The sequence below is a fragment of the Clostridium sp. genome (assembly GCF_036660475.1).
Taxonomy (GTDB): Bacteria; Bacillota; Clostridia; order Clostridiales; family Clostridiaceae; genus Clostridium_J.
On record NZ_JAVXAO010000015.1, the window covers coordinates 40296 to 56783 of the forward strand.

Genomic DNA, 16488 nt, shown 5'->3' on the forward strand with positions numbered 1-16488 from the left:
TTTAAGTGGTTTATCATTTAAGCTAAATATATAAATAAATTTAGAATTTAATTTCAGGAGGTAGTTTATAATGGTTAAAATAGGTATTAATGGATTTGGAAGAATAGGAAGAAATGTATTTAAGGGTATTATTGAAAGATATGGTAATGAACTTGAGGTTGTAGGGATAAATGATTTAACTAGTCCTAAGACGTTAGCCCATCTTTTAAAATATGATACACTTTATGGTAGATTTAATGGAACGGTAGAAGCCACTGAAAATTCAATAATTGTTAATGGAAACGAGATAAGAATATTTGCTGAGAGAGATCCTAAGAATATACCTTGGGGACTTCAAGGAGCAGATATAGTAATAGAGTCTACTGGGTTATTTACAGATGCAGCTAAAGCTAAGGCACATATAGAAGCTGGAGCTAAAAAAGTTTTAATATCTGCACCAGCTAAAAATGAAGATATTACAATAGTTCTTGGTGTAAATGAAGAAAAATATGATGCTAAAAATCATAATATAATATCAAATGCATCATGTACTACAAACTGTTTAGCTCCATTTGCAAAGGTTCTTGATGAGAAGTTTGGAATAGTGCAAGGGCTTATGACAACAATTCACTCATACACAAATGATCAAAAGATTTTAGATGCTCCACACAGCGATTTAAGAAGAGCAAGAGCAGCTGCAGAAGCAATGATACCAACAACTACAGGGGCAGCTAAAGCGGTAGCATTAGTGTTACCACAGCTTAAAGGAAAATTAAATGGTATGGCAGTGAGAGTTCCAACTCCAACAGTTTCAATGACTGATTTAGTTTGCCAACTTGGAAAAACAGTAACAGCAGAAGAAGTTAATGCGGCATTTAAAGAAGCGTCAGAAGGAAGTTTAAAAGGCATACTTGGATTCTCAGAAGAGCCATTAGTATCTATGGATTATAAAGGTGATGATAGATCTTCAATAGTTGATGGATTATCAACTATGGTAATGGGAGATAACCTAGTTAAAGTAGTTTCTTGGTACGATAATGAATGGGGATATTCAAATAGACTAGCCGATTTAACAAAATACGTTGCTGATAGATTATAATCTTTAGTTTATTATTAAAGTAGGAAATATATTAAAAGAATCTAGTTCAGCAGAGGAATCTGGGGACTAGATTTTTTTATAAGTTAAGGGTAATGTATTTAGTATAAGATATAGTAAATATTAGTTTGGAGGAGATTTTATATGTCATATAATAAAAAGTCTTTAGAAGACATAGAAGTAATTGGTAAAAAAGTATTGGTGAGATGTGATTTTAATGTACCGATAGTAGATGGGGTAATTACAGATGAAAACAGATTGGTTGGCGCTATACCTACCATTGAATATTTAGTGAAAAATGGAGCTAAGGTTATATTGTGTTCTCACTTAGGAAAACCAAAGGGAGCGGAAAAGAAAGAATTTTCCCTTGAACCTGTGGCAGTGAGATTAAGTCAGCTTTTAAACAAAAATATAGTTTTTGCAAATGACGATAATGTAGTTGGAGAAAATGCTAAAAACAGCATTAATATAATGAATAATGGGGATATTATTTTACTTCAAAATACAAGATATAGAAAAGAAGAAACAACAAATGAAGAAAATTACTCTAGAGAGTTAGCTTCTTTATGTGACTTATTCGTAAATGATGCCTTTGGAACAGCTCATAGAGCACACTGTTCAACGGTGGGAGTAACTGAATTTGTTAATGAATCAGTTTGCGGATATTTAATACAAAAAGAATTGAAGTTTTTAGGGGAAGCTATAGATAATGCAGAGAGACCGTTTACTGCAATACTTGGAGGTTCAAAGGTTTCAGATAAAATCAATGTTATAAATAGTCTTCTTGGAAAAGTAGATAATCTTGTAATAGGTGGAGCTATGGCATATACCTTCCTTAAGGCTCAAGGCTATGAAATAGGAATGTCTAGAGTGGAAGAGGATAAAATTGCATATGCTTTAGAGATGATGAATAAAGCTAAGGCTAATAATGTGAACATTTACCTTCCTGTAGATCATGTGGTTGCAACTGAATTCTCTAAGGAGGCAACACCTATAGTAACAAAGGATGAGAATATTGACAATGGATATATGGCTTTAGATATAGGACCTAAAACAAGTGCAATATATGGAGAAGTTATAGGCAAATCTAAAACAGTTATTTGGAATGGGCCTATGGGGGTTTTTGAATTCCCTAACTTTAGCAAAGGTACAATAGCTGTTGGAGAGGCCATGGCAAATTGTGACGGAATTACAATAATCGGTGGTGGAGATAGCGCTGCAGCGGTAAATATATTTGGTATGGGTGATAAAATGACTCATATATCAACAGGTGGCGGAGCTTCTCTAGAATTTTTAGAAGGTACACCACTTCCAGGAATAGTTGCATTAAATGATAGATAATTAACAGAAGAAGAATCATATTTATTTAAGTGGTTAACACGTTAAATAATATGGAATGGGTATATTAATTTCTATAAAAATTTATTTAGTACTTAGGTAGAAGTAAAAACTTTAAATAATAGGAGGTTAATTATGAGAAAAGCAATAATTGCTGGGAATTGGAAAATGAATAATACTATAGAGGATGCTTTAAAATTAGTTGGAGAATTAAAACCTATGGTTAAAGATGCTATGTGTGACGTAGTGGTTTGTCCTACGCTTTTAAGCCTGCCGTCGGTAGTTAAGGAATGCATGGGAACGAATATAATGGTTGGAGCTCAAAATATGCATTTTGAGGAATCAGGTGCTTTTACTGGAGAAGTTTCTCCGATGATGCTTAAAGAATTAGGAGTAAAATTTGTTATTATTGGACATAGTGAGAGAAGGCAGTATTTTAACGAAACAGATGAAACTGTGAACAAAAAAGTAAAGGCCGCATTTGCTCATGGGATTATACCGATACTATGTGTTGGTGAGAGTTTGGAAGAGAAAGAACTTGGAATTACTAATGAAATTCTTGGGTCTCAAGTGAAACAGGATTTAATTGGCGTGCCTAAGGAAAATGTAGAAAATCTAGTTATAGCTTATGAACCAATATGGGCTATAGGAACAGGTAAAACAGCAACTTCAGAAGAAGCAAACAGCACTATAGGATTTATTAGAGGTGTGGTTGGAGATTTATATGGATGTGAAGTTGCAGATAAAGTAAGGATACAATACGGTGGATCAGTAAAACCATCAACTATAAAAGAACAAATGGAAAAAGAGCATATTGATGGTGGATTAATTGGTGGAGCAAGTTTAAAAGCTTCAGATTTTGCAGCTATTGTAAACTACTAGAAGATAAAAAGGATGGGGGTTTATATATGAGTAAGAAACCGGTAATGCTGATGATATTAGATGGATTTGGTATTAGTGATAATTTAGAGGGAAATGCAGTGAGAGAGGCTAAAAAGCCTAACTATGATAAGTTGAAAGCTAAATACCCTCATACAAAGTTATCGGCTTGTGGGCTAGAAGTTGGCCTACCGGAAGGACAAATGGGGAATTCAGAGGTGGGGCATCTGAATATAGGTGCTGGAAGAATAATATATCAAGAGCTTACAAGAATATCAAAAGATGTGAGAGAAGGAAGATTCTTTGACCGTGAAGCATTTAAATTTGCCATAGATAAATCAATAGAAAATAAATCCTCTATTCATTTAATGGGACTTTTATCAGATGGTGGAGTACATTCTCATATTTCTCATCTGAAAGCACTTATAACCCTTTGCAAGGATAAGGGTGTAAAGAATGTATTCGTCCACTGTTTTTTAGATGGAAGAGATGTTTCACCTAGTTCAGCGAAAGAGTATATTAAAGAATTACAAGGGCATATGGACATGGAAGGGGTAGGAGCTATTGCGACTATTTCTGGTAGATATTATGCTATGGATAGAGATAATAGATGGGAAAGAGTAGAGCTTGCATACGATGCTATAGCAAAAGGAGAAGGAAACACTAATACTTCACCATTAGCAGTTATTGAAGATGCTTATCATGATAATAAAACTGATGAATTTGTAATTCCAACTGTAATAGTTAAAGATGGAAAACCAGTAGGTGTGATAAAGGATAAAGATTCAGTTATATTTTTTAACTTCAGACCAGATAGAGCAAGAGAAATAACTAGAGCTTTAGTAGATAAAGAATTTTCAGGATTTAAAAGAGAAAACATGGATATAAACTTTGTTTGTATGACTCAGTATGATAAGGCTATTGAAAATGTAAAAGTTGCATATACACAAGAAGGTTATACTAATACTTTGGGTGAATATGTAAGTAGTAAAGGGCTAAATCAACTTAGGATTGCAGAAACTGAGAAATATGCACATGTAACATTTTTCTTCAATGGTGGAGTTGAAGAGCCTAATGCGGGTGAAGATAGAATATTGATTCCATCACCTAAGGTAGCAACATATGATTTAAAACCTGAAATGAGTGCTTATGAAGTTACAGATGCAGTATTAAAACAGCTAGATAGTGACAAATATGATTTAATAATATTAAATTTTGCAAATCCAGATATGGTTGGTCATACTGGGGTAGTAGAAGCTGCAGTTAAAGCTATTGAAGTTGTTGATGAATGCTTAGGTAAGGTTGTAGATAGTGTATTAGAACATGATGGAACTGTATTTATTACAGCGGACCATGGAAATGCTGAAAATATGATAGACTACTCAACAGGAAAGGCAATGACTGCTCATACTACTAATTTAGTTCCATTTATATATGTATGCAAGGAAAATAGTGAATTAAGAGAAGGTGGAATTCTAGCAGATATTTCACCAACAATCTTAACGAAAATGGGAATTGAAATACCTAAAGAAATGGACGGTAAATCACTAATTTAGTTAGTGACAATAGTAAATTACAAGTTACGTAATTTATGCTATAATCTTATAGAAGCAATATATTTAGCATGCTAAATTTATTATAAACATAATATAGAGGAGGAATAAAAAATGAAACAATATGTTGAAATTATCGACGTTTATGCAAGACAAATATTAGACTCAAGAGCATTCCCAACTGTAGAGGTTGAGGTTGTATTAGAAGACGGTACAGTAGGGGTAGCAGCGGTGCCATCAGGAGCATCTACAGGACAATTTGAAGCTGTAGAATTAAGAGATGGAGATAAGAGCGTATATGGTGGGAAAGGCGTTTTAAATGCTATTGAGAATGTAAATAATATAATAGCAGAAGAATTAGTAGGAATGAATATCTTTGATCAAGTTGCTATTGATAAAATCATGATAGAACTTGATGGAACTCACAATAAAGAAAAATTAGGTGCTAATGCTATTTTAGGAGTTTCTCTTGCTTGTGCAAAAGCTGCTGCTGAATACTTAGGACTTGGATTATATCAATATATTGGTGGAGTTAATGCTAAAGTTTTACCTGTACCAATGATGAACATTTTAAATGGTGGATCACACGCTGACAACAACGTAGACTTACAAGAGTTCATGGTTATGCCTGCTGGAGCTGAATCTTTTAGCGAAGCTTTAAGAATGGGTTCAGAAGTATATCATGCTTTAAAATCAATATTAAAAGCTAAAGGACTTAGCACTGGTGTTGGTGATGAAGGTGGATTTGCTCCTGACTTAGCTTCAAATGAAGAGGCTATAAAAATTATTATGGAAGCTATAGAGAAAGCTGGTTTTGTGCCAGGAAAAGATATATTCATAGCTCTTGACCCAGCTTCATCAGAATTCTTTGAAGATGGAAAATATAACTTAGCTGGAGAAGGAAGAATATTAACTCCAGAACAAATGGCAGATTACTATGTAGAACTTACAGAAAAATATCCAATAATCTCAATTGAAGATGGTATGGCTGAAGAAGATTGGGCTGGTTGGAAATACTTAACTGATAAAATCGGTAAAAAAGTTCAATTAGTAGGGGACGATTTATTTGTAACTAACACTACAAGACTTGAAAGAGGTATTGAAAGTGAAACTGCAAACTCAATCCTAATAAAATTAAATCAAATTGGAACTTTAACTGAAACTATAAATGCTATAGAAATGGCTTCAAGAGCTGGTTATACAGCTGTAGTTTCTCACAGATCAGGAGAGACAGAAGATACTACAATAGCAGATTTAGTAGTTGCTATGAATGCAGGACAAATTAAAACAGGAGCTCCTGCTAGAAGTGAAAGAGTTGCTAAGTACAACAGATTATTAAGAATAGAAGAAGAACTTGGCGATATGGCTGAATATAGGGGTTTAAAATCTTTCTATAACATTAAAAGATAATTAAAAGAATTACTTATGTGAAAATATCGGACAGATATAAAAGCTGTCCGATGTTTTGTTTTTGAAATAATAGATTTTTTTTACAATTAATTGTTCTTTTTATTGTAAATATTTTTTTACTATGATAAAATGTATTACATGTATCAAAGTTTAAATTAATAAGGGGGTACAACAATGATAACAGCATTAAAGGTTGTATTAGTTATTTCTGCATTAGTAGTTATAATATCAATAGCACTTCAAGAAAGTAAATCATCGGGACTTGGTGGCTTAGTTGCTGGGACTTCGGAGACGTTTTATAGTAAAAACAAAACAAAGACTAAGGATTCCTTACTAGTTAGGATTACAATAGTGTCAGCTGTAGTTTTTGCAGTGACAACTGTGGGAATAAATATTTTATTATAGGTTAAAAGCTATCTAATATTAAGATAGCTTTTTTTATTGTGTTAAAATAAATATATATTTTAAAAATTTAAATTATTATTAATATAGATATTTACACTTTAAAAATATGTCCCTATAATGTTATATAGAGATATATTTTTAAATTTAATGGGGGTTGAATAATGGGTGGGTATAATTCGAAAATTGAAAGTATAGAAATGGATTATTTAGTTGATTCTATAAGATCTCTTAAAACAAGAGAAGAAGTATATAGATTTCTTGAAGATGTTTGTACGATAAATGAAATTAAAGCAATGGAACAAAGGCTTCAAGTGGCTAGAATGTTGAAAGAGAGAAGAACTTATTTAGATATTGCAAGTACAACAGGGGCAAGTACAGCTACAATAAGCAGGGTTAATCGTTCGTTAAATTATGGTAATAATGGGTATAGAGTAGTGTTCGATAGGGTGAATTGGGAAGAATATGAAGAGCAAGAATAATAATGTACATAACTTAGCACAATGTGATTGAGTAAGCTAAAACACGGTGGTGGATAATAATTATCTACCACCGTTGTTATTTTTGATATGAATTAATAGTTATTCGTTTATAAATATTAAGTATATGGTATAATAAAAGATAGAATAAAAATTTATAGTATATAAGTAGTTTAGATGTATTATAAGGATTCATTGTTAATATTTTCATGAAATTAATTGCATAAGCATTTATAAGTAGTATAGATGAAAATAGGTACGGAAGAAAATATAGATTTAGGAGTGATTAAATGGAGTTAAAAAGTCTATTAAATAAGGAACAATACGAAGCTGCTGTAACGGTAGAGGGACCATTATTAATTTTAGCAGGAGCTGGATCAGGTAAAACTCGAGTTTTAACTTATAGAATAGCGCATATGGTAAATGATTTAAATATTTATCCATCTCAAATCCTTGCATTAACATTTACAAATAAGGCTGCAGGTGAGATGAAGGAGAGAGTTAAATCCTTAGTTGGAGATGTGGTTGATAATATGTGGGTGTCAACTTTCCACTCTAGTTGTGTAAGGATATTAAGAAGAGAAATTGACAAGATAGGATATAATAAAAATTTTACAATATACGATAGTTATGATGCTAAATCACTAGTAAGACAGTGTATGAAAGAACTTAATATAAATGATAAGGACATTACAGAGGGAGAAGTAATTGGCAAGATTTCAGATGCAAAGAATAAATTAATATCTGCAAAAAGATTTAAGAAGGAAAACGAGAGCAATTTTAGAACTAATAAAATTGCAGATATTTATTTGACATATGAGAAAAAGTTAAAAACGAGTAACTCTTTAGATTTTGATGATTTAATCTATTTAACAGTTAAATTGTTTAAAGAGCATGAAGATGTTAGAGAATTCTATAAAAGGAAATTCAAATATATATTAGTAGATGAATATCAAGATACGAATAAATGCCAGTATGAGTTAGTTAAGCTTCTTGTAAATGAAAATGAAAATATTTGTGTTGTTGGTGATGATGATCAATGTATATACGCTTGGAGAGGTGCAGATATAAATAATATACTGGACTTTGAAAAAGATTTTCCAAAAGCCAAGGTAGTTAAACTTGAACAAAATTACAGATCTAAATCAAATATACTTGAAGCGGCTAATAAAGTAATAAAAAACAATGCTACAAGGAAAAATAAGGTATTGAGGACTGAAAGTGACCCAGGAGAAACCTTAAAAGTATATAGAGCATACAGTGATATTGACGAGGGTAACTTTGTAGCAACTCAAATAAAAAGGCTGATAAGAGAAGAAAATAGAAGTTTAAAGGATTTTGCTATTCTTTATAGAATGAATTCACAGTCACGTATCTTTGAGGAATCTTTTAGAAGAAATGAAATTACATATAAAATAGTAGGTGGACTTAGATTCTACGAGAGAAAAGAAATTAAAGATATTATGGCATATCTAAAACTTATAAATAATCCACTAGATGATATAAGCTTAAAGAGGATTATAAATGAACCAAAGAGAAGTATTGGTGATGCAACTATTGCGAAGGTTCAAGAATTTGCATCTGAAAAAGGTATTTGTATGTATGATGCGCTTTTAGATGCAGAGTTTATACCGAATCTTTCAGCCAGAACAATAACTTGTGTAAATAAGTTTGTAAGTCTTATGAACACTCTAATAAGTAATTCAGAGAATACAAGTGTATCCGAACTTATTGGAGATATTTTAGATAGAAGTGGATATATGAAAATGTTAGCAGGTTCTGCTAGTGCAGAGGATGAAAGTAGAATAGAAAACTTAAAGGAACTTGTGTCAGACGCAGTTGCATTTGAAGCAACTTCAGAAGAAAAATCATTGAGTGGATTTTTAGAAAAGGTAACACTGGTATCAGACATTGATAATCTTGATGAAGAAAATAATGCAACAGTAATGATGACGGTTCATAGTGCAAAGGGACTTGAATTCCCAGTTGTATTCCTAGTTGGAATGGAAAATGGTGTATTCCCAGGACAATCTTCACTTAATAATTTTCATGAGATGGAGGAGTCAAGAAGGCTATGTTATGTTGCCATAACAAGGGCAAAGGAAGAGTTATATATATCTTCAGCTGAACAGAGAATGGTATTTGGTAGGACAGTTGGATATCCAGTCTCAGATTTTATAAGTGAAATACCAAAAGAGCTTAAAACAAGTTTGAATGATGTAGTGAGGGTTCATCCAAAGGCTGATATGAATGCGGGTGGACAACGTGAAGATAATAATCCTCACTCATTTAGAAATAGCTTCTACAATAAGAGTGCAAAGCAGGCTCAGGCTGTAATTGAAAGTGGATTAGAAGAAAAAGGTAAGGAAGCAACTAAGGATGAACTTACAATTGGTAGAAAGGTTAAACACAACAAATTTGGAATAGGAACAGTTGTATCACTTTCTACGGATAATGGAGGAACCATAGTTACTATAGCTTTCAATAATATGGGTATAAAAAAACTAATGTTCAGTAAAGCGGGACTAGAAGTTCTATAAAGTAATTGTAATTTAAATAATAAATAATAAATAATAAATAATAAAAGTAATAGAAGAATTAAAAGCAATAATCTCTTTAATTTTAAAGTTAGGTTATTGCTTTTGATAATATTTCTTAAATGGAAGGTAGGAGAATAAGTTTTATGACTGATAATAAGGATGAAAGAATACTTGAGTTAGTAGAAGAGTTAAATAGATATGCATATGAATACTATTCATTAGACAATCCAACGGTGTCGGACAAGGAATATGATAAAAAGTATGACGAACTAAGGGCTTTGGAAAAAGAAAGTGGTAGAGTGTTGCCATATTCTCCAACCTTAAGAGTAGGAGATATAGTCCTTGATCAGTTTAAAAAGTATAAGCATAAATCTCCACTTTGGAGTTTGGATAAGGCACAGTCCATGGGGGAGATAATACAGTGGCATAATAGAAATGTTAAAGCTGTAAATGATTATAATAATAACCATGAAGAAAAATTACCTCAGGTTGAATATATAGTAACGAAGAAGTTTGATGGGTTATCCATAAACTTAACATATGATGAGAATGGAATATTAGCTGTGGCAGCATCACGTGGTACTGGAGAGATAGGAGAAGATATAACTAATCAAGTAAAAACAATAAAATCAACACCACTCATTATAAAAAACACCCATGTGTTAGAAATACATGGAGAAGCTATTATGACAAAGGATGCATTTGAAGAATATAATAAAAATGCTGATATACCTCTTAAAAATTTAAGGAATGGAGCTGCAGGTGCTCTCAGAAATTTAAATGTAAAAGAAACAGCTAGGAGAAATTTATCAGCATTCTTTTATGATATTGGATATAATGAAGGGAAAATTTTTGGAAGTTATAGTGATATGTTAAAGTTTATAAAGGATATGGGGTTGCCAGTAGATGAATATGTAAAGAAGTGCAATACCATAGAAGAAATAGAAGATGAAGTAGAGTATATTAATAGTATAAGAAGTGGTTTGAATTATGATATAGACGGTGTTGTTATTGCTATTAATGATATGAGAACTAGGGAAGTGTTAGGCTACACAGTTAAATTCCCTAAATGGGCTATAGCCTTTAAGTTTGAAGCAGAAGAAACTACTACAGAGCTTTTGGATGTAGAGTGGAATGTTGGGAGAAGTGGTAGAGTTACACCTACTGCAATACTTGAACCGGTAGAACTTGCAGGAGTAACGGTTAAGAGAGCAACATTGAATAATATTGATGATATAGAGCGAAAGGGTGTAAGGATTGGAGCAACTGTATTCATTAGAAGGTCTAATGATGTAATTCCAGAAATAATGGGAGTTGTAGGAGCGTCAGTAGAAGGGAAAGAACCTATAAAGGAGCCACGGGTATGCCCTAGCTGTGGATCTAATCTTTTCAGAAATGGGGTTCATCTATTCTGTGAAAATACATTAGCGTGTAAACCACAGATGGTAAAGACTATAGTACATTATGCTGGTAGAGAAGCCATGAATATAGCAGGATTTAGTGAAAAAACCGCTGAACAATTGTTTGAAAAACTTGGGATAAAGTCAATTGCAGACTTATATAGGATAAAAAAAGAAGAACTTTTAACATTGGAAAAGTTTGGCGAGAAAAAAGCTACTAATCTATTGGTATCTCTTGAAAATAGCAAGGAATGTGAGTTGCCGTCATTTATATATGGATTAGGTATTCCTAATGTTGGTAAAAAGACAGCAAAAGATTTGGCTAAGAAATTTAAAAGTTTAGAAAATATACAAACAGCATCCTTTGAAGAATTAGTCAGTGTTCAGGATGTAGGTGATATAGTTGCTAAAAGTATAGTGGAATTCTTTTCATTAGAAAAATCTAAGGAGATAATTAATGAACTTTTAGAACTTGGGATAAAACCAAAGGAAACTCAGATTCAGGAAGTTGCTATAAACCAATTTAGTGAAAAAACTGTGGTAGTTACAGGGAGTTTGAAAAGTTTTTCGCGTAATGAAATTAAGGAAAAATTAGAAGTGCTTGGTGCTAAGGTATCAGGTTCGGTGAGTAAAAAAACTGATTTTGTAATAGTTGGTGAAGAGCCGGGATCAAAATATGATAAAGCAGTAGAACTTGGAGTTAAGATACTTTCAGAAGATGAATTTAAAGATATGATTTAGTGATATAAATTAAAAACCACTTAGGAGTAAATTCTAAGTGGTTTTTAATTTGTTAATTAGAATTATTCTCAGCTGATTCATTTGATAGAGTTGTATCTAATTGTATATTATCGGTAGTAGGGATATCCGTAGGATTAGTAATCGAACTTTTAGCGGGTGTTTTAAATTTTTTAGTTTCCTCTTTTTTCTTAGCCTGCATATCTAGGCAAGAAATGTTGAGAATATGTGATATTTTTTCAAGTATATAGTTACTATATTTAAGTTGGCCATATATAGAATTAAACACAACAAATCCCCAAATAGCTATTAGCATGAAAGTTAATAGAGAAGCAATTCCTAATACTTTTAATATGATATCTAAATAAATCATAATCTACCTCCAAATTATTTTCATATTACAATAAGTATTATATCATATGTTACATAACGTAAAAGAAGAATTTTATATTAACTGACCAAGAAATGTTTATTTTAATATCAATAAGTAAATAATCCTAAAATAGGAGGTGTTACAAGTGAAGAAAATAATAATGTTGGTTATGGTCATAATAGTCATTTTTGTAGGTACATCTATAGAAAGAGAAAAAGTTGAAACACTAGATGATAAAAATTCACGGGATTTAATAACTTATAATATGAATATAAACCCAGATGATTTAAAACTTATCTATATTGACAATAGGAGAGAAAAGGATTTGTTAGTAACACTTTTTGAAGGATTGGTAAAGGAAAATGAAAATGGGCAAATTACACCAGCATTAGCAAGGGAATTTAATGTGTCTGAGGATGGTCTACAGTATACATTTACCTTAAGGGATGATATACGCTATAGCAATGGCGAAAAAATCGTTGCAAAGGATTTTAAGGAGTTCTTTAAAGCGTTTATAGGTGATAAACAGAATATATATGCAAAAGAACTAGATTGTATATTTGGGGTAAAAGCATTTAGGGAAGGAACTGGGAATTTTTCAGATGTAGCAATAGTTGATAATGGAGATGATGTTTTATCTATAAGATTAAATTATAGATGTCCATATTTTATAAATATATTGACGAACCCAGTATATACACTTAGGGATTATAAAGATTTAGATGAGTATAAAGATAAATATACATCAATTCGCTTCACTGGGCCATTTATTATAAAAGAAGCTAATGATGAGGAGTTGGTTGTAAAAAGAAATGATAGTTATTATGATAGTGATAATGTAACGGATGAAAATATAAAAATATCGTTTAATGAAAGTGCGGAAAAATCATTAGCAATTTTTGAGAGTTCTAATAAAGATTATTTTAAAAATATAGATATAATGTTAGATGTACCTTCAAATGAATTATTGAGACTAGCTAAGGATGGAGTAGTTAAAAGTTTCAAGGGAGTATCTAAATATTATTTGAATTTTAATGATAATGATAAATCACTAGGAAGTGATTTGAACTTTAGGAATTCTATAAATTCTGCGTTATCTAAGGAGTATTATTCTCAAATAATATCTAAAGAACTGTTAAGTCCGGCTATAGAATATGTTGAAAAATCTAGTGCGGTTGAAACTGTATTTTCTAGTTATGGACATACAGAAAAAGCAATGGCTTATTTGAAAGAATTAGGTATAAATGAAAATTCAATTATAAAGATAGCATATATAAAAAACAATTTAAATAAACGTGTTATTGAAGAATTATGTTATGACTTGGAAAAGGAGCTAAGTATAAATATTGAGGCAAAAGGTTATACAGATGTAGAGTTAAAGGATGTCATAAAGAAGAATGAATATGATGTTTTATTACAGGAACTAGAGTTTAAATATAGATATCCAGGTGAATATTATGAAAGTTTTAGCAAGTTATCAGAAGCTAATATAATAGGGTACTATGATACGCAGTATGAAGAGTTGCTAAATCGGGCTAGATATGAGATGAATGAAAATAAGAGAAATGAAATTTATGAAGAGTGTGAAGCAATTATAAAGAGAAAATTAAATTCTATACCATTGTACGATGTAAATATACCTATTTGTGTGAAAAAAGATATATCCAAGGTTTATGTAACTACGGGTGGCAATATAAGACTGGAAAAAGTAGAAAGAGTACCTTAGAAGTAAAGGTACTCTTTTCCTAAAAGTTTAGGGTATCATTAAGGAATATTACAATGAAGAAATTAAACATATTTTTACAAGAATCAAAGCTGTGTTTATAATGTTTGTAGCTCTCTTTTTTTCGATTAAGAGATATGCTTTTTATGAATATTGGAGCCAAATCGTTAGCTTCTATATTTATAGAAGGCGTAGGCATAAAGTAGGAATCATCAAGCATATCCTCGGATTTATTTGAATAATTTAAATATCTTGATACATCGTCTAAGTTAGGCGGGTCTATCCATCTAAGAATAATACCGGAATTTATTACTTGCTTTTTATAAAGATTATGAACTTTTGAGGCAAGATCCGATTTTTCGTTATCGTTGAGAAAGGATTCATGAATCATAAATACATATAGGTACAAAATTATTTCATCAGATGAAAATTTATTTTCTTTTTCTGAGGCATCTTTAATAAATATACCAGTATCATTATCATAAAGAGTTTCAAGTATATTATAGAGTTTAAATGCTTCAGTTTTGAAAGTGATAATACCTGTATTTTTATAGGTTAGTATGGAGTTTATATAGCAAATGCAAGAAATATCAATATTATCTCTGATAACAGAAGCAGGCATATGATTTATGTTTTCAAGCATAAGTTCAGAAAAATCTATTAGTAATTCTTTAACTTCATCTAATTTTGAGCACTCATAAAGAATATTAAAGGCTAAACAAATCTTAACAAGCTCGTCATGGGAGGTGTTGTAGATTTGTTCTTTCAAAGTTTGAAATAATTTTAAAATATCAAGGGCGAAAGCTTTAAAATCTTCATTTGAGTTATTACAATCTATAGAGACCATATAACATTTATAATATGCGGCCATAAGTAAAGCTTGAGTTGAAAATTTGAATTTCATATCTTTGTCAGTAAGAGAGTACTCTTTTTGAAGAGGATCTGTAGAATCATACTTATCCACGAAAACGCCTTCATTATTACGGCAATGTGTGGCGAAAAATTCTAGTTGTTCATTGGCCAAATTAGAATAATATTTACTAAGGTTGAATTTATCATTATCAATACCTTTAAAAGATCTAAAGTAGTCCGATAAATAAAGTAAAGTCAGATTCATATAGCCGTTAGCACATATATTTATTTCTTTTTTGAATTTTCGATGATTCCAAATAAGTGTATCTTTTTCACGTAAAAGTTTTCCATCAGCTTTTCTATACACGCATAATAGTGGAGAAATAGCACTATTTGTGGTATCATCATCTTTAGGTAAAAATTTGGATTTCAAATCTGAATTTCTACATACAATACCACAGCCGGAGTGTAGGATTATATGTCTAAAAGATTCTTTGGAAAAATGAAACAATTGACTTTTTATTTTGTCATTGCTTAATATGTTAATTCTTAAAAAAGGTCCTATATATCTCAAAATAACACCACCAGAATATTAATCATATTTAATAGTATGATTAATAAAGTGAAAATGTGCTAAAAACAAAATAGTTTTTACTAAAAGAATTTATATTATATAATGGTTTGTCTTATTCAATTATTTAAAAGCATGGAATGCGAAGTCATGAACACATAATTAGCAAACAAAAATTAATAAAGAGTAAAAAGGAGAACAATATATGAGAAGACTAATAGTAGCGAGTAATAATGAACACAAAATTTTAGAAATTAAGGATATTTTAAAGGCGTTTAATCTTGAAGTAGTATCATTGAAAGAGGCGGGGATAAATGTAGATGTTGATGAGACGGGAAGTACGTTTATGGAAAATGCAGAAATAAAAGCAAGAGCAATTTATGAAATTTGTGGGAATGATATGGTTTTATCTGACGATTCCGGTTTATCTGTAGATGCACTAAATGGGGAACCAGGTATATATTCTGCAAGATATAGTGGAAACCATGGAAACTCAGTTGAAAATAATAAGAAATTAATACGAGAACTATCAGGGGTACCATTTGAAGACAGAACTGCAAAATTTATCTGTGCTATGGTTCTTATTGTTGATAATGAAAATGTAGTGAAGGTTCAGGGTGAGGTATCGGGTTTAATTTTAGAAGAGTATTGTGTTTGTGATGGGTTTGGATATGATCCATTATTTTATGTTCCAAAATTGAAGGCAACATTTAATGATGTACCTTCAGGGGTTAAGAATGCAATTAGTCATAGAGGTAATGCATTAATGGAACTTACAAAAGAAATGAAGAAATATTTATAAAATATAAAATGTAATTTAAATAGCACAGTTTTGTTAATACAATTCTGTGTTATTATTTTGGGGATTTTTAAATGAGAAATATTAAAAATGTGAAAAAAAGAAAGCTTTTCATACTGTGGACTAACTGTGAAAAGCTAGTTAAATCAATGGATGCAAGAAATGAATCAGAAAAAAATAAAATGGGGATGAAAAAAGTTTGGAAAAAGTGTTGACTATTTACTAGGAAGTCTGTATAATAAATTTTGTCGTTAAGGTTACTAAATGAATGGCGAAAACGAAGCCAAGTAGTTTGGTTGATAGCGGGGTGTAGCGCAGATGGGAGCGCGCGTGGTTTGGGACCATGAGGTCGCAGG

At 31.3% G+C, this 16488-nt stretch carries 14 protein-coding genes; 12 read left to right on the plus strand and 2 right to left on the minus strand.

What is annotated here, in order from left to right; translation table 11 throughout:
- Nucleotides 1–70 precede the first annotated feature (70 nt).
- From gap to ligA, 9 genes are all read left to right on the plus strand, one after another.
- Nucleotides 71–1078 carry a type I glyceraldehyde-3-phosphate dehydrogenase gene (gene gap, locus RSA29_RS16665; RefSeq protein WP_346933015.1) on the plus strand — a complete coding sequence of 336 codons (1008 nt, stop codon included), beginning with the start codon at nucleotides 71–73 and terminating at the stop codon, nucleotides 1076–1078.
- Between the two features lie 141 nt (nucleotides 1079–1219).
- Nucleotides 1220–2416, plus strand: coding sequence for a phosphoglycerate kinase (locus tag RSA29_RS16670; protein ID WP_346944146.1), 1197 nt, complete (start codon nucleotides 1220–1222; stop codon nucleotides 2414–2416).
- 132 nt (nucleotides 2417–2548) lie between these two features.
- Complete coding sequence (gene tpiA, locus RSA29_RS16675; protein ID WP_346944147.1) at nucleotides 2549–3295, plus strand: triose-phosphate isomerase; 747 nt, start codon at nucleotides 2549–2551, stop codon at nucleotides 3293–3295.
- Nucleotides 3296–3321: 26 nt separating this feature from the next.
- Nucleotides 3322–4848 carry a 2,3-bisphosphoglycerate-independent phosphoglycerate mutase gene (gene gpmI, locus RSA29_RS16680; RefSeq protein WP_346944148.1) on the plus strand — a complete coding sequence of 509 codons (1527 nt, stop codon included), beginning with the start codon at nucleotides 3322–3324 and terminating at the stop codon, nucleotides 4846–4848.
- A 111-nt stretch (nucleotides 4849–4959) separates the two neighbouring features.
- Nucleotides 4960–6255 (plus strand): phosphopyruvate hydratase, encoded by a 1296-nt coding sequence (gene eno / locus RSA29_RS16685; protein ID WP_346933011.1) that lies wholly within the window; start codon nucleotides 4960–4962, stop codon nucleotides 6253–6255.
- Nucleotides 6256–6429: 174 nt separating this feature from the next.
- A complete protein-coding gene (gene secG, locus RSA29_RS16690) occupies nucleotides 6430–6660 on the plus strand; it encodes a preprotein translocase subunit SecG (protein ID WP_346933010.1) in 231 nt (76 codons plus the stop codon).
- Nucleotides 6661–6821: 161 nt separating this feature from the next.
- Complete coding sequence (locus RSA29_RS16695; RefSeq protein ID WP_346933009.1) at nucleotides 6822–7139, plus strand: YerC/YecD family TrpR-related protein; 318 nt, start codon at nucleotides 6822–6824, stop codon at nucleotides 7137–7139.
- A 287-nt stretch (nucleotides 7140–7426) separates the two neighbouring features.
- Complete coding sequence (gene pcrA / locus RSA29_RS16700) at nucleotides 7427–9676, plus strand: DNA helicase PcrA (protein WP_346944149.1); 2250 nt, start codon at nucleotides 7427–7429, stop codon at nucleotides 9674–9676.
- A 143-nt stretch (nucleotides 9677–9819) separates the two neighbouring features.
- A complete protein-coding gene (gene ligA / locus RSA29_RS16705; RefSeq protein WP_346944150.1) occupies nucleotides 9820–11817 on the plus strand; it encodes an NAD-dependent DNA ligase LigA in 1998 nt (665 codons plus the stop codon).
- A 52-nt stretch (nucleotides 11818–11869) separates the two neighbouring features.
- Here ligA and RSA29_RS16710 read toward each other — a convergent pair whose 3' ends face one another.
- Nucleotides 11870–12187 carry a hypothetical protein gene (locus RSA29_RS16710; RefSeq protein WP_346944151.1) on the minus strand — a complete coding sequence of 106 codons (318 nt, stop codon included), beginning with the start codon at nucleotides 12185–12187 and terminating at the stop codon, nucleotides 11870–11872.
- Between the two features lie 145 nt (nucleotides 12188–12332).
- On the opposite strand from RSA29_RS16710, the gene RSA29_RS16715 reads away from it, so the two are divergent.
- Nucleotides 12333–13913: an ABC transporter substrate-binding protein gene (locus RSA29_RS16715; RefSeq protein WP_346944152.1), complete on the plus strand. Its 1581-nt coding sequence runs from the start codon at nucleotides 12333–12335 to the stop codon at nucleotides 13911–13913.
- Nucleotides 13914–13932: 19 nt separating this feature from the next.
- Here the strand turns inward: RSA29_RS16715 and RSA29_RS16720 are convergent, their stop codons facing one another.
- Entirely contained in the window at nucleotides 13933–15336 is a 1404-nt protein-coding gene (locus RSA29_RS16720) for a hypothetical protein (RefSeq protein WP_346944153.1), read from the minus strand.
- A 202-nt stretch (nucleotides 15337–15538) separates the two neighbouring features.
- On the opposite strand from RSA29_RS16720, the gene rdgB reads away from it, so the two are divergent.
- Nucleotides 15539–16135, plus strand: coding sequence for an RdgB/HAM1 family non-canonical purine NTP pyrophosphatase (rdgB, locus tag RSA29_RS16725; RefSeq protein WP_346944154.1), 597 nt, complete (start codon nucleotides 15539–15541; stop codon nucleotides 16133–16135).
- 71 nt (nucleotides 16136–16206) lie between these two features.
- Nucleotides 16207–16347, plus strand: a complete 141-nt coding sequence (locus RSA29_RS16730) for a hypothetical protein (RefSeq protein ID WP_346944155.1) — start codon at nucleotides 16207–16209, stop codon at nucleotides 16345–16347.
- The last annotated feature ends 141 nt before the right edge of the window (nucleotides 16348–16488 follow it).

Bases quoted from the DNA above. Each gene is read 5' to 3' on its own strand.
- secG (WP_346933010.1), top strand. From the start codon at position 6,430: ATGATAACAGCATTAAAGGTTGTATTAGTTATTTCTGCATTAGTAGTT.
- RSA29_RS16710 (WP_346944151.1), bottom strand. From the start codon at position 12,187: ATGATTTATTTAGATATCATATTAAAAGTATTAGGAATTGCTTCTCTA.
- pcrA (WP_346944149.1), top strand. From the start codon at position 7,427: ATGGAGTTAAAAAGTCTATTAAATAAGGAACAATACGAAGCTGCTGTA.
- eno (WP_346933011.1), top strand. From the start codon at position 4,960: ATGAAACAATATGTTGAAATTATCGACGTTTATGCAAGACAAATATTA.
- gap (WP_346933015.1), top strand. From the start codon at position 71: ATGGTTAAAATAGGTATTAATGGATTTGGAAGAATAGGAAGAAATGTA.
- tpiA (WP_346944147.1), top strand. From the start codon at position 2,549: ATGAGAAAAGCAATAATTGCTGGGAATTGGAAAATGAATAATACTATA.
- RSA29_RS16730 (WP_346944155.1), top strand. From the start codon at position 16,207: ATGAGAAATATTAAAAATGTGAAAAAAAGAAAGCTTTTCATACTGTGG.
- rdgB (WP_346944154.1), top strand. From the start codon at position 15,539: ATGAGAAGACTAATAGTAGCGAGTAATAATGAACACAAAATTTTAGAA.
- RSA29_RS16670 (WP_346944146.1), top strand. From the start codon at position 1,220: ATGTCATATAATAAAAAGTCTTTAGAAGACATAGAAGTAATTGGTAAA.
- gpmI (WP_346944148.1), top strand. From the start codon at position 3,322: ATGAGTAAGAAACCGGTAATGCTGATGATATTAGATGGATTTGGTATT.
- ligA (WP_346944150.1), top strand. From the start codon at position 9,820: ATGACTGATAATAAGGATGAAAGAATACTTGAGTTAGTAGAAGAGTTA.
- RSA29_RS16695 (WP_346933009.1), top strand. From the start codon at position 6,822: ATGGGTGGGTATAATTCGAAAATTGAAAGTATAGAAATGGATTATTTA.